Annotated in this window: 10 protein-coding genes and 1 rRNA gene; 1 reads left to right on the top strand and 10 read right to left on the bottom strand. The window is 42.4% G+C overall.

The window, feature by feature from the left end; translation table 11 throughout:
- The 3 genes from BWD47_RS11320 to rph form a co-directional block, all read right to left on the bottom strand.
- A 16S ribosomal RNA gene (locus BWD47_RS11320) occupies window positions 1-163 on the bottom strand; the annotation flags it as partial.
- A gap of 621 nt (window positions 164-784) precedes the next feature.
- Window positions 785-1,429, bottom strand: coding sequence for an orotate phosphoribosyltransferase (pyrE, locus tag BWD47_RS11315; protein ID WP_036973002.1), 645 nt, complete (start codon window positions 1,427-1,429; stop codon window positions 785-787).
- A gap of 23 nt (window positions 1,430-1,452) precedes the next feature.
- On the bottom strand, window positions 1,453-2,166 hold the full coding sequence (rph, locus tag BWD47_RS11310) for a ribonuclease PH (RefSeq protein WP_036973003.1): 714 nt from the start codon (window positions 2,164-2,166) through the stop codon (window positions 1,453-1,455).
- Between the two features lie 180 nt (window positions 2,167-2,346).
- Here rph and BWD47_RS11305 point away from each other — a divergent pair, with 180 nt between their 5' ends.
- Window positions 2,347-3,207, top strand: a complete 861-nt coding sequence (locus tag BWD47_RS11305; protein WP_036973004.1) for a YicC/YloC family endoribonuclease — start codon at window positions 2,347-2,349, stop codon at window positions 3,205-3,207.
- A gap of 106 nt (window positions 3,208-3,313) precedes the next feature.
- Here the strand turns inward: BWD47_RS11305 and BWD47_RS11300 are convergent, their stop codons facing one another.
- The 7 genes from BWD47_RS11300 to BWD47_RS11270 form a co-directional block, all read right to left on the bottom strand.
- Window positions 3,314-5,779 (bottom strand): S8 family serine peptidase, encoded by a 2,466-nt coding sequence (locus BWD47_RS11300; RefSeq protein ID WP_075594002.1) that lies wholly within the window; start codon window positions 5,777-5,779, stop codon window positions 3,314-3,316.
- A 99-nt stretch (window positions 5,780-5,878) separates the two neighbouring features.
- Window positions 5,879-6,517, bottom strand: a complete 639-nt coding sequence (locus BWD47_RS11295) for a response regulator transcription factor (protein ID WP_036973006.1) — start codon at window positions 6,515-6,517, stop codon at window positions 5,879-5,881.
- A 1-nt stretch (window position 6,518) separates the two neighbouring features.
- Window positions 6,519-7,235 carry a sensor histidine kinase gene (locus BWD47_RS11290; protein ID WP_075594001.1) on the bottom strand — a complete coding sequence of 239 codons (717 nt, stop codon included), beginning with the start codon at window positions 7,233-7,235 and terminating at the stop codon, window positions 6,519-6,521.
- Window positions 7,228-10,554, bottom strand: coding sequence for a serine/threonine-protein kinase (locus BWD47_RS11285; protein WP_075594000.1), 3,327 nt, complete (start codon window positions 10,552-10,554; stop codon window positions 7,228-7,230). The genes BWD47_RS11290 and BWD47_RS11285 overlap by 8 nt, the downstream gene beginning before the upstream one ends.
- Before the next feature lie 19 nt (window positions 10,555-10,573).
- Complete coding sequence (locus BWD47_RS11280) at window positions 10,574-11,470, bottom strand: FHA domain-containing protein (RefSeq protein ID WP_083633663.1); 897 nt, start codon at window positions 11,468-11,470, stop codon at window positions 10,574-10,576.
- Between the two features lie 29 nt (window positions 11,471-11,499).
- Window positions 11,500-12,336, bottom strand: a complete 837-nt coding sequence (locus BWD47_RS11275; protein ID WP_075593999.1) for a DUF6689 family protein — start codon at window positions 12,334-12,336, stop codon at window positions 11,500-11,502.
- A gap of 165 nt (window positions 12,337-12,501) precedes the next feature.
- The gene (locus tag BWD47_RS11270) at window positions 12,502-14,967 is read right to left on the bottom strand and encodes a S8 family serine peptidase (protein WP_075593998.1); all 2,466 of its coding nucleotides are present in this window, start codon (window positions 14,965-14,967) and stop codon (window positions 12,502-12,504) included.
- Between the last annotated feature and the right edge of the window lie 43 nt (window positions 14,968-15,010).

Below are 15,010 nucleotides of genomic sequence, written 5' to 3'. Positions count from 1 at the left end.
GTTTCCAACTGTTGTCCCCCACCATAAGGTACATTCCCAAGCATTACTCACCCGTCCGCCGCTCGTCAGCAGAGTAGCAAGCTACTCTCTGTTACCGCTCGACTTGCATGTGTTAGGCCTGCCGCCAGCGTTCAATCTGAGCCATGATCAAACTCTTCAATTAAAAGTTTTTTCTGTCCTTCCCATAAGGGAGCGGACATGCTCAATGAATTCTGAATTTATTTAACATCTTTCGATGTTGAATTGACTGTGCTGAAATAAGTAAACTTATTTCYGTTGGTCACTCAGTTTAAATTGAGACTCTAAATTTKTTTGTCTTACTACCTAAGTAGCTCGACTGTTAGAACTCAATCTGTACGAGTGCCCACACAGATGATTGCTTTATATTGTTAAAGAACGTTGCGATTAAAGCGTTTCACTTTAACTCGCTAGGGCTGCGTATATTACGCTTTCCTATTTTTTTGTCAACACTTAATTTTGAGAAAATTTAATTTTTCGAAACTAAGTTTTACTTAACACCCTGAGTTGCTCTTGCCTCGCTAAGCGTTGCTGTCTGCCGTCTCAGTGGGGTCGCATTATAGGGAGATGGATTTTTTACGCAAGCACTTTTTTCTAAAAACTTTAAAAAAAAGGGCTTTTTCACCAATTCTTATCTAAACAGCACAAAAGTGAAACTTTATTAACGCTTAAATAACCTTTTTCCTTGTTTAAGGCCCACTAAATCAAAACAAAAAGCCCAGCTAATGTAGCTGGGCTTTTTAAAATTGATTAATCAATTAACTAATTATGCAATGCCGTATTGGTCACGATACGCTTTAACCGCGGCTAAATGCTCATCCATTGTGCCTTTTGCTTCTAGGTAACTAATTAAGTCTGCTAGTTTCACAATAGAGATAACTTTTGTTCCAAAGTCACGTTCAACTTCTTGAATCGCAGAAAGCTCAGCTTTGCCTTTTTCTTGACGGTCTAGAGCAATAAGCACACCACTTAAATCTGCACCATTATCTGCAATGATTTCCATTGATTCACGAATGGCTGTGCCAGCGGTGATCACGTCATCAACTAACATGATTTTACCTTTAAGCTCAGAACCGACTAATGTGCCCCCTTCACCGTGTGCTTTTTTCTCTTTACGATTAAAGCAATAAGGTACATCTTTATCGTGGTGATCCGCTAATGCAACCGCGGTAGTTGTTGCAATTGGAATACCTTTATAGGCTGGACCAAATAAAACATCGTATTCGATGCCTGCATCTTCCAGTGCCGCAGCATAAAAACGTCCCAAGCGAGCAAGATCACGACCGGTATTAAACAAACCTGCATTAAAGAAGTAAGGGCTAGTACGGCCTGACTTTAAAGTAAACTCACCAAATTTAAGCACCTGCTTTTCAAGTGCGAATTCAATAAACTCTTTTTGATAATCTTTCATTACTAAATTAACCTACTTCTAAATTATGCTAAAGCTTGCTTTTGAGCATCGATAATTTCACGGATAGAATGCTTAGCCAGTGATAGTAGCTCATCTAATTCATCAAACGAGAAAGGTTCACCCTCAGCAGTCCCTTGGATTTCGATGATTTTGCCGGTTTCAGTCAAAATAACATTCATATCGGTTTCTGCTTCAGAGTCTTCTAGGTATTCAAGGTCTGTAATTGGTTGACCTTTATATACACCCACAGAAATAGCTGCAATCATGTGTTTAAGTGGATTAGAGTTGATCATGCCTTTGCTGCGCATGTACGTCAGCGCATCAACAAGCGCAACACATGCGCCGCTGATTGATGCAGTACGAGTTCCGCCATCAGCTTGAATTACGTCACAATCAATTGTAATGGTGTTTTCGCCTAACGCTTTTAAATCAACCGCAGCACGTAATGCGCGTGCGATTAAGCGTTGAATTTCCATTGTACGACCGCCTTGCTTCCCGCGAGCTGCTTCGCGACCATTACGGGTATGTGTTGAACGTGGCAACATACCGTATTCAGCCGTAACCCAACCTTTACCTTGGCCTTTCATAAAGCGTGGTACACCTGCTTCAACAGTTGCAGTACACAATACTTTCGTATTTCCGAACTCTACTAATACTGAACCTTCAGCATGCATAGTGTAATTACGTGTAAATGTAACCGGTCTAATTTGGTTAGGTGTTCTTTCGCTTGGACGCATTAACGATCCCCTTAAATCTGAATTTGCCACATTATAAGTATATATACGTGTAGATGCCATGTTGATTTACATAATTAAATGAATGTGAAATATGCAGCTGAAAAAATTTCCGCTAGAGGTTAAAGGCTGATACGGTATAATCAACCAAATTTGTAAATAAATAACACTAGGAAATCATCCATGATCCACAGCATGACAGCTTATGCGCGTCGCGAAATTAAAGGCGAATGGGGCACTGGCACTTGGGAAATTCGTTCAGTTAACCAACGTTACCTTGAAACTTTTATCCGCGCACCAGAGCAATTTCGTGGGATGGAACCTGTTATCCGTGAACGTTTACGCAAACACCTACAGCGCGGAAAAGTAGAAGTTTTCCTAAAATTTGCAGCAAACCCAGCACATGTTGGTGAGCTAACAATTAATGAATCTCTGGCTGAGCAGCTTATTAAAAGCGCGCAATGGGTGCAGCAACAAAGCAATGGCGACATCAACCCTGTTGATATTTTACGTTGGCCAGGTGTGATGGAGGCTGAAGAGTTAGACATGGATAGTGTAAATACTGCACTGATCGCAGGCTTTGATGAAGTAATCGAAGACTTTAAACAAGCACGAGGCGATGAAGGCGCTAACCTTCACGAAATGATTGCAACCCGTTTAGATGCAATTTTAGAGCAAGTAGTCATTGTTGAGAGCCACTTACCAGAAATAGCTAAATGGCAACGCGACAAACTAAATCAAAAACTAGAAGAGTTAAAAACGGATATCGACGAATCACGTCTTGAGCAAGAACTTATTTACCTTGCTCAAAAACAAGATGTGGCCGAAGAACTAGACCGCTTAAAATCGCATGTTAAAGAAACTAAAAAAATCTTAACGAAAGGTGGCGCTTGCGGTCGTCGTTTAGACTTTATGATGCAAGAGTTTAACCGCGAAGCGAATACGCTTGCGTCTAAGTCAATTAACAGCGACATCACAAACGCAGCTGTCGAGCTTAAAGTGTTAATTGAACAAATGCGCGAACAGATCCAGAATATTGAATAACTCTGTTGTTATTTTAAAATAAGAAAGACCTAGCTGTTGCTGGGTCTTTTGTTTTAAAAACCACTCTACAGGGGAATAAAGTGGTATTAGCATCGGTGAAGGGAGGCTAATTATTGTAAAAACGTGTTGCAGCTACAGCGTAGTCAGCACGCGTTACCGATTCATCACCATTGAAGTGTACGGTTACTTTTGGCTCTAAGTCGAAGCGGCCTTGGTGTACATCAAAGTACGCATTCAAAATGCCAAGGTCTAGCGCCAGCTGTACATACCCTTTAAGGTGGTCAGGAATGGTATGTTGATCTTCCAGTGCATATCGCTCATCGTTGTAAACCACTGTAATATCTCCGCTAAACGTAGCTGCTGTTTCTTGCAGTGCTAATGATTGCACGAGCGAGTAAGCAAGTTCACTTCGACTCACCTGCTCTGTTGGTGAAAACATCGTTGTATCAGTCAACATTACAGGCGCTTGATCTTGTGCTGTATTACGAAGCGCAGCCCCTTTTTGTGTTACTGCATTAATTGCTGCGCTATACGAAGCATCAACATCGGTATAGCTTATTTGTGTCGCTTTGTTTGATTGTCTCACTCCTGCGCCGAGTGTTAAAAAGTCGGCTAATTCTTGGCGAAGTAAAAAGTCATCGGGTTTAAATCCATTCTCTGTTGCATCGACTAACTGCTCACTCACTGCCATTTCAATAAACGCTTTTGCAGGGTGATCAGCGGCTACATCATCAAGTCCAGTGTAACCATCTGTTTTAACTATTTTTACTTTAACAGGAATCGAGCCTGGCACAGCATAACCATTGGTTACACCGAGGGGGTCAACATCTACCCCAGACAAACCGCCAATACCACTGGCTTTTAGCACCCATTCGCCGGCTTCTGCAGGGGCTGTTACAGCAATATTTTGGCCCAGTACTGGCAACGCAATACTCGAGCCATAACGTTTACCCGAAGGACTGGTGAGTGACAACCCAACGGTGTTGTCAGATACATTGGCACTCACCATCAACATTGACGCATCTGGGCTAACATTAATAAGGGTGCCTGAATTATCACCCACGGGGCTAAAATCAACGGTGTCATTGTACTCAGCCTGCACTGATGTTTGCGCTTGAGCATTAAAGTTACGGTTAAGTTTAGTCGTGGTACCAAACGTACGTTGTTGATCAACGACTGACTGTACTGCGGCATAAGCATTTGCATAACCTGCCCCAACTTCCCAGTCTTCAAGTCCGGGCATATTTGTCGCGGTTTCTTGCAAAATGGTTTTCACCTCACGCCATGTCAGGTTTGGATTCGCCTCTAACATCAGCGCGACAATACCTGAAATATGTGGTGCAGCCATTGAGGTGCCGCTCATTGATGTGTAATACGGCACATGATTAATATCCATAATTTCACTGTCATCAGCTAGACTCAAGGTGCTCAAGCTTGAAAGTGAAGCTCTTGCTGAAATAACATCAACACCTGGCGCCGTAATTGTTGGTCTATCTTGCCATTCGAGCTGTTCACCATTAATGCTAACAACGCCACCTTTACCTTTCACACCGCGAGAACTAAAGCTGGCCAAATTACCGGTTTTATCACCGGCTGCCACAGTAATAACCCAAGGTGCTTTTTTGAAGTTGCCTGTAATCGTACCTTCACCGCTTCCTGAGTTACCCGCTGAGAAAACAACAATTACCCCATTGTCTGCCAACTTTTTGGTTGCGATATTTGTTGGATCATCTGGGTTAAAATCTGTGCCTGTGTCGCTTGTATTACCAAACGAGTTTGAAATAACACGAATGTTATAATCGAATTGATGCGTTAAAGCGTAATCAAAACCACCCAGTGTATCTAGAATAAATAAGCCCGCACCCGACCCATAACCGATAATTTTTGCACCCGGCGCGACCCCTTGATACTTACCACTCGACATTGCACCATTACCACCAATAATGCCCGCTACATGTGAACCATGACCGCCCGCAATATCAGTGTTATCAACGTCTTCTTGGTAAGTAATGGGTAATACACTCGACAACGAGTTTAAGTTTGTTTGCGCAAGCACGTTTTGTACTACGTGGTTAGGGTATTTGATGTCGCCATGCGTTCCATCCACCCCTGAATCATTAACGACAACACCAATGCCGCGACCAGAATACGGCATGCCTTTATGTCGTAAAGAGCTATCGGCACGTAATCGGTCAACACCAGTAATTTGAGTTGAACCATCATTTTCTAGTGATAGTGGCGCGTTGTACCAAATTGAACGAACTTTGTCTGATGCGTAGATAGCCTCGATTTGAGCTTTAGTTGCCGTAATACCGACCATAGGCAGGCTTTTTAAACTAACACCGCCTAACACACCTGCCGACTGAATAACGCTCATCAGTTCAGAGTCGACCGCTTTATTACCTTCAAATGTAACAATAACTTCGAACACATCTTGTTCTGTTGCTTGGGTCAGTAACTGACTAATTTCTGGCCCCAAAGATTTAGCTGATAAATTCAGTGACATTAAGCTTAGTCCTGCGCCAACAAGACCCGCGAGTAGTTTTTGTGATTTTAATTGAGTGTTAAGCATGAGAGTAAACCTTAATTTGTTTTGACTCTCTCAGCATGGCAAACACGTAGGCTTTTAAAAATGGGGGAAAACCCCTAGAGCAAGAAGGTTAAAACACCTTTATATGAGTAAATTATATTTTGCAGCGTAACGGACCAATTCAGCCGCATTGGCGACTTGTAACTTATCAAGTACTTTACCACGATGATTTTCAGCCGTTTTTACACTGATATCTAATGAGCGAGCAATGTCTTTGGTGGTTTTACCTTCGATAATAAGATGAAAAACTTCACGCTCACGACTGGTTAAATTACGATAAGGGTCATCCCATGTTTCAGCCGGTTTTAATGACATGGTTGCTAATACACTGGCTGCGTATTGGCTAAAATAGGTTTTCCCTTGAGCAAGTGCTTTTACGGCATCAATAAGCTCATCACTGGCGCTGTCTTTTAACAAGTAACCAGATGCACCAGCCCGCACCATATGTATTACGTATTCTTGCTCTTCATGCATGGTTAGCACCAGTACTTTAGCTTCTGGTAACTGCTCATGAAGTCGTTTAACCGCTTCCATGCCGTTTAATTCTGGCATGCTGATATCAATAACAATCACCATTGGCTTTAATTCAAGTGCTTTTTGTACGGCAGATAAACCATCTGCCGCTTCAGCAAGTACTCGAATATCAGGGTCATTGCTCAGTAAACTCACCAGACCTTGGCGCAAAATAGTGTGGTCATCAGCAATCAGTACGCTAATCATATTAATTATTTCCTGTTACAATCACTTTAATTTCGCAGCCCTGCTGTGGCGCAGTCGTGACCGTTAGCTGACCACCGTATGCCATAACTCGGTCTCGCATTGCCCCTAAACCAAAGCCTGTCGTTAGATCATCAGGTTGTAGTTCCATACCTTGACCATTATCTTTTACTTTGACCATTAACATGCTTTTTGTTGCTATCACATTAATGGTAATTAGGCTTGCCTTCGCATGTTTAATGGCGTTGGTCAGCGCTTCTTGTACCACTCTAAATACCAAGGTTTGTATATCACTGGCTAGGTTATTATCAACTTGGTGATGTAAGTTAATAGTAAACGCCTGCTGTTCAGACATCACTCTCACCAACCACTCAAGTGCAGGCACAAGGCCTAAATCGTCTAATATGCGCGGTCGCATAAGCCGTGATATAACCCGAGTATCTGATAATGCTTGGCGAGCTAATTCAATACTCTCATTGAGAGCATGGCTGGGAGCTTCATTTTTTGCTTGCTGTAATTGATTTATTAAAGCGGTGAGTAGCTGCCCAACCCCATCATGCAGCTCTTGTGCTATTTGCTTTCGCTCATTCTCTTGCACCTGCCAAACACGCTTTGCTAAACCACGCATTTGCTCATTAGAGTTTGAAAGTTGCTGCGAAATTTGCTGCTGCTTTTGGTTAAGCTCTGCCACCAGCGAGGTGATATCCTTATCATTATTCATAACCAGCCAAGTCCTGTAACGAATCATCAAGTTGAAAATAACTTTGATAGTTTAAAAATTCAGCCTTTCTGTCTTTAGGAAGATTGGCCAATAAAGTGTTTAACTCTGAATTAAGCTTTGCTTTTAAGCTACTGGGTGCTTGCTCATTGTGATAAGCAAACTGCACTCTTAATCGATCAAATTGAAAACTCCGCCAGTACCCTCCCATCTTACGAAGTAGAATATCAGCCTGTTTTAGCGTTGCCTGAAAATCAGGCCATTGCTGTTGCATAAACTGCTGTACAGCAAGCAGCTCTAAATACTCAAGATAGGCATATTGATATAAAGTAAAATCAACATTACCCAGCGCCGCTAAATGAGCACTAATATCTTGCTGTTGACGCAGTGCTTCACGAGCCGCATAAATGAGCTTGGCAATATAAATAGCGCCCTGGCTATAATCTTTGCTCATGGGCTCACTCATTTGTTGTTGAGTGATCATCTCACCCGTTATGAGCTCACTGTAAAATGCAAGTCGGCTAAAATACTCACGGTTGCCCTTATCGGCGATATCTTGTTTTAAGCTCGCGATTGTTGACGCTGCGCCGGTGATATCACCTAATTGATACGACCAATCAACAAGCCACAAGCCAAATTCACTCATCGCGCGAATATCTTGCAATGACTTTGCTTGCTCATAAATGGCGCTTAACTCAGTGATGCTATTTGCAAAATTTCCTTGTAAAAAGGTCAATTTAGATAAGTAACTACGCGATACCCATTGCTCAAACGTGCTATTGAGTTGTTTAGCATCTGCCAGTGTATTATTGAAAAGATGGTACGCGTTTCGCCAATTTCCCTGTGCTAATTCAATTTGCCCTAAATTCTGCCTTACATGGATGATACCCAAGGGGTATTGAATACCTTGATACAGTTGCTCAGCCTGACGCCAATAAACCAACGCATGCTTTTTATTTAACAGCATAAAATACATGAAACCGATGTTATTCATACTCTCGGCTTGCAGCATTTGGTTGCCAAGCGTCATGCGTATGTCGAGGCCTTGCTGATAATATTCAAGTGCTTTTTGATACAAAGCCTGCTCTTCTTCAAGCACCCCTAACTCGTTAAAGGTATGCGATAGTCCTTCTTGATCGCCTAGTTGCTCGTACAATGAAATGCTCTGTTGTAAATAGCGTTCTGCTTCTGTGTACTGTGCTTTAGCAAGGTGCAATGAAGACAGGTTACCCATGGTGGTTGCCATTCCAGCAATGTCGTCAATGTTTTCGCGAATAGCGAGTGCTTGACGGTAGTAATCAAAGGCTAAATCAATCTCCCCGAGTTGATTGTAAACAACACCAAACGCATTCAGCGCTTCGCCTTCTTGATACGCATTTTTCGATTTTTTGGCAGTTACTAAGGCTTTAACAAAATACTCATCAACCGCTTTTTGATACTGCCCTTGTAAAAATGCAGCTCGGCCAAGCATAAACCATGCATCGGGATGATAAGGGTCAAGGTTAACGACCTCAAGCAACAACGTTTCCATTTTTTGATGTTGTTCTGTCAGAAAATAAAACTCAGCAAGGGCTATTTTTAATTCCACATCATAAGGAAATGCCTTTACAAGGGCTGCATAGTCAGCTTGAGCTTGCTCTGCTTTACCGGCGAGATCATTAAGCCTCGCACTGGCAAATTTTGCTGTGTAGGTTTTATCTTCAGCAAACTTAAGGGCCTGATTGTAAGCATTCTCAGCATCAAAAAATTGCTGGGTAGCAAGCAATAATTCACCTTGCAGTAACCACCCTAGCCCTGAATTTGGGTGCTTGGTTAAAAACTGCGATAACGATGTTTGCGCTTTTTCAAACTCACCTTTTTGCAGTAACGACTTCACAATAAACAACTCACCTGCTGGTTGAGGGTCAACTTGTAATGCCTTCACTTCAGTTGATAATTGCAATTGCTGTGAAAAACGCTCGGTAAAACTCGACACGCTTTGTTGCCAATTAGCTTGATTAAAATCGCTCGTTAAGAGTGTATTTTGCTGTAATGTGTGTCCTTCAAGCTGATAAACATTAAATTTAATATCGTGTTGCTCTGAACCACTTGGGTATAGTTGCGGAGCAATCAGGTAGCTTACATTTAATAAGTCAGCCACCAGCGCTAGCTTTTGCTCATCTAACGGCATTGTAATTCCAAGTTGAGAGAGCAACTGACTTAACCTGCCTTGCTCTACTACTCGTAAATGACCTAATTCATGCAGTTGATAGTTAATATATTCAGCAAGCCCTTGTGCAACGCTATCGTCGCTACTTTGCAAAGGTAAAACAGCCACTGCATAGTATTCTTTCTCAGGCTGTTGGGGAGTATCGTGTGGCATGCTTAAAAATACCGCAGCCATAATAAACAAGCCTATAACCACCACGACAGCCATCAACATAGAGTGTTTTTTAATGTTGTGCGGTTTTTCTTTAATTTGTTTTAAAAATGCCGTTTGTGCCTCAGTGGCATTTTTAAAACGTGCGTTAACTTGAGAATGAATAAGTTTGTTGATAAATGGCGCAATAAAAGCCAGTTGTTTATGCTTTACGCGACATTTTGCTTTATTAAGCTGCTTTGCCGTTAATACCTCATCAAGGCTTTGTCCAGTAAAGGGAAGTTCACCACAACACAGCTGATACAACACCACGCCAACCGCATATAAATCAGTAGTCGAATTTACAGCCCCAAACTGCAAATACTCTGGAGGGGCATAATGAACCGTCCCCACAATATCGCCCACATCTGCGCTGCCTTCTAACACCGATAAACCAAAGTCTGAAATATACAGTCGTCCCTTTTTATCGAGCATAATATTGGCGGGTTTAATATCTCGGTGAACAACATTGGCTTGCTCCACAAAAACCAATGCCTCTAATAACTGGCTGACAAATGTAATAAGCTCTTCACGACTCTGAAAAGTCAGACTAGCCTCTTCTAGCGATTGGCCGTCAATCCAATCCATCGTTATAAAATGTAGATTTTGCCAATGATAATATTCATGAACACGTAAAATAGTCGGGTGGCTTAATTGACGTAAATGCAGTAATTCTTGTTTGAACTTTGCAATCGCATCTGATTGCTGACTAATTGATTGATTAAGTACTTTAATGGCAATGTGTGTATCAAGCTGTTTGTCGTAGGCGCGGTAAACACACCCATACTGACCTTGACCACACATGGCTTCAATCTCAAAACGGCCAAGTAAACATTCGCCAGGCTTAAGATAAGTCGGTGAGCTAATTACCTGAGTTTCATGCAATTCATCACTGCTACTTTTAGAAACGTCGTTATTGCTCATATCACCTATTTAACAGGGGTTAATGACATAAATTAAATAAAGTATAGCCAGTATTTTCGTTAACGTGCTTATCTGTAACCACTTTTTGTAAGTTATCAATAGATTGTTGCAACAGTAAGGCTTGCACTGCGGCCTCGATTTGAAGTCCCATGCTGTGGAAAATTTCGATGTCTAAATCAGTCAGTACTTTTCCCGCTAATTGGCTGTCGGTATACACGACCCCAACAACTCGACCGTCAAACAGTAACGGGATACACGCTAGCGAGGATATTTTTTTCAACTGAATACTGTCGCGGTGTTTGAGTAAGTCATGTACCGACACATCCATAGCCACCACGGGTTCTGCTTTTTCAAAGCAACGAGAGATTGCACCAACACTGCCTTCAAAGCGTTTCAATTTAAAATCACCCGTTTTGAAACCTTGTTCGATACATACTTGTAATGAATCTAATTGTTCGCCTAATAGCAACACACCACGCTGCGTGCCTGTTAACGTAATTAGGTTATGTAATTGGGCAATTAGGCTTTCTTTTAAATAGTCTGTATTAGAAGACGGTGAGGCTAACTTACTTTGTGTTAATCGCCAGGTGTTATGCTCATTAATGGCCGCTATTTGCGACATTGACTTTGCTTCAAACAAGCAATCTAAATCACCAATCGAAATGATTGCATCATCAGCAAGGGTTGAGTGAGTGACAACGGCACCGTTTACTTTCGTGCCGTTTAAACTTCGTTGATCATTAAGTTGCCATGCATCATTACTGTGCGACACACGAGCATGCTGACGTGACACCGTTGGGTGCTCCAAAATTAACTGACACTCTTTCGCACGTCCTATGAGGTATCCACTTTGTTCGTATAAATAGCTTTCCATCGCAGGCTGATCAGTATAACAAACCGTAATTCTAGCGGGCATACACAACTACTCTACAAACCTTATTATTCTTAATTGGCAAGTCTCAAACTAAAGCGTAACGTATTTGCATAAGCTATCAGCTCACCCATCACGTTATCGACATCTCGGCTTGAGCGCCACACATCTGGAATTGCTTGGCCTCGATTAGCTTTCACATTATTAATAAACTGGCTAACTTTACTACTCGCTGAGCTGTAATCAAGCGTCATAATTGCTTGATTAATATCGGCGACGTCTTGCAATAGTGTTGAATAAACAACACTGTCAATCTGGCTAGAAAAAGCATTTAACGCCGATTGTAAGTCGTTAAACTTTGTATTGATCACAACGGTTGCAGGGCGTAAGTCAGCGACAATTATAAACTGTGAAAAGCGGCCTGTTGAACCGCGAGCACGGTAACTCCCCGCCCCCATTGTTGTAGTAATATCTTTAAACTCACCGCCCAAAGGCGCTTTAAAAAAGCGTAGCGGCGTACCCGCTGTGTACTCTAAATTGTGCGTATGAATGTCAACACTCGCGACTCCCGAAAACGAAAAACCGCCACTGGTATCAGGCTCAATGGTAATCATCATTGGAAAAAGCGCTTGCAAAGAAATATTGCTACTGTTTGGTAGTCGCTGCAAAAGATTAAGCGACGTGATATCAATAATTTCGGCTGTAATACCTATATTATCAGCGGTAAGGCCTACTGCATTTTCAAATTCAAGGGTGATATCTGCTGAAATATTTGCAGGGAGGTTAATCACGGCCTCAACAGTATTACCTTGAACATTGACACTGACTAATTCTGTGCTGTGTGATACTGGGCTTGAAAGCATCATTATTAAAGCAAATGCAATGATGTAAAACGTCTTGAACTGGCTCATATTCTCAACTCTCTCGTGACGACGGCAAGCCGAAGCAACACTTTTATTTAACAAACTACAACATTAAACTTACTTTCGACTGGGGTATTTCGCAAGTTTTTAATGAAAAATAACGGATAAAAACCAACCATTTTTCAGGTTGGTTTTTATTCATCAAGGACTTAACTATCTTAAATATTGATCGAACACTCGACCAATAATCACCGCGTAATCACCCCGGCTTACTACGGTGTCTGGTTCAAAGTAAGCAACAAGCGTCGGTGTTAAATCATAGCGGCCCTGTTCAAGCTCAAAACGGACACCTAACAGCGACATATCAACAGCCAATTGCACATACCCTTTTAATTCGCTAGGTATCGCATTGCTATCACGAAGCGGGATTTGTTCGCCGTTGTAAGCAACCGTGATATCGCCCGTGTGATTGCCAGCCTGCGATTGTAAGCCAAGTGCTTGCACTAATGAGTACGCTAAATCGGTTTTGCTAACTGTGCCCGTCGGATTAAATGACTGCCCCGATACTGACATCACCGGATTTTGCTCTTGTTTACGGTCTTTTAACGCTGAGCCTACTGACGTAACGGCATCGACAAACGCTTCGCTACCAGACATAACATCCACAAAGGCCGGTTTTTGTGTCGCCAGAATGTCACGTTGTTGTCTGATTGCCATTCCCATCACAAGATACTGAGCAAGCTCTGCACGTGATAGGTTTACATCAGGTCGGTAGTAGCCATCATCGTGACCATCAACGAGTCGTTCACTAACCGCAAATTCAATCGCTTTTCGAGCTGGGTGAACAAAAATATCATTAAGCCCTTGGTATCCACCTGACTTCAAAATACTAATTTCACCACTAATAAACTCAGGTAAGCTTGGGCCATTTGTGACACCTGTAGGATCGGCTTCTACACCTGATAACGAGGTCAAACCAAATGCAGATAACTTCCACTCTCCGGCTTGTGCTGGCGCTGAAACACGCATTGAAGTATCAAGTACTGGCAAGGTTAAGTTGCCAAAATAAACCGTGCCATCGGGTGCTTCAAGTTTGAGTTTAGTGGTGTTCGCCAGCACATCTGCAGCCACATTGATAAACGCAGCATCACTGCCAACAGTAAAGGTAAATTCCTCTGGTTCACCCACTGGTGAGTAGAACACTTCAAATGGGGTGGGTGAGCTGTCATCCACAATAATGGCATTCGCATTAAAGTCGTTTAAGTTATTTACTGTGACACTATTTTCAGCGTTATAACCCAATGCGCCAGCTACAGCGGCATACGCATTGACATAACCAGCGCCCACTTCCCATGCCTGATAGCCCGGCATGTTTGTCGCTGTTTCTTGCATAATTTGTTTAATTTGCAGCGGTGTTAAGTCGGGGTTTGCTTCCAGCATCAGCGCAGCCACACCCGCAACATGGGGGGTGGCCATTGACGTGCCTGAAATCATTGTGTAATAAGGTAAGTATTCAGCTTCAATTGCGTCAATGTCATCTGCACCGCCGTTCGATACGATGTTCGTTTTTGCGCGTGTCGAAATAATATCCACTCCCGGTGCGACTATTGTTATTTCATTTTTATACTGCCACTCACTGCCGTCTGGCATAGTAAAGGTGCCTTGTTCACCACTTTTACCCCGTGATGAAAAATCAATTAAATCACCTTGCTTGGTGCCTGCACCCACCGACATTCCCCATGGAATTTGTGCATATGGGTTGTGAGTATCTTCGCCTGAACCTGAATTACCCGCAGCAAACACTGATAACATACCCAACTTGTAAGCTTTGTAAGATGCCAATGAAATAGGATCATGGCTTTCGAACTTACCACTGCTTCCCCATGAGTTACTCATGATACGAATCGGCGAGTTAAAATCCCAAATATGGGTAATGGCATAGTCATAACCACCCAGAGCATCCAAAATAGAAATACCTGCGCCAGAACCATAACCAATTAAATCAGCACCCGGTGCTGCACCTTGGTACTTACCATCAGAATGACTTCCCCAACCAGCCACAGTGCCCGCACAGTGTGTGCCATGACCTACATTTAAATCGGTGTTAAGTTGGCCTTCAATCCACACACCACTTGCACCAGTAATTGAAATAGCACTGGCATGAGTAATCCCTTGCACGTTTTCAATGACTTTAGCGCCATACTCTAAATCAGCGAGTGACGCATCAATACCAGAATCATTGACAAGAACGGTGACGCCTTTACCTGTGAACGTCATCCCATTATTAGCCGTGAATTCGTCTGATTGAAGCTTTTCGACCCCCGTAATTTCTCGCGCTTCTAGGTTGTAATAAGTTAAAGGTCTATTTGCAAAAATAGAGCGAACCCCTTCCATTGCTGCTAACTTTTTAATTTGTGTAGGTGATGCAACAACACCAATCATTGGTAATGACTTAAATTGCACACTTTGTGTGATACCTAGATTAATTAACTTACTTATTTGTGTGGCTTTAAGTGCTTCCATTTGCTCGTAACTTACAACCACCATCGCTTTGTCTGTGAGCGACATAGTTTTAAGCTGTTGCTCTAATTGAGAGCCTATCACTGCGGCTGCCGCTGCGTTTAAACTGAATCCTGCAAGCGTTAAACCAACCGCCATATTTTTCATTAATAGTTTCATCTGACACCTACCTTGCGTGAATTGACGCCTAAAATGGTTAATG

Origin of the sequence: Pseudoalteromonas sp. PAB 2.2 (assembly GCF_001938575.1) — a bacterium.
Classification (GTDB): domain Bacteria; phylum Pseudomonadota; class Gammaproteobacteria; order Enterobacterales; family Alteromonadaceae; genus Pseudoalteromonas; species Pseudoalteromonas lipolytica.
The sequence above is the reverse complement of the archived record's forward strand: the minus strand, read 5'-3'. Positions and strand labels throughout refer to the sequence as shown.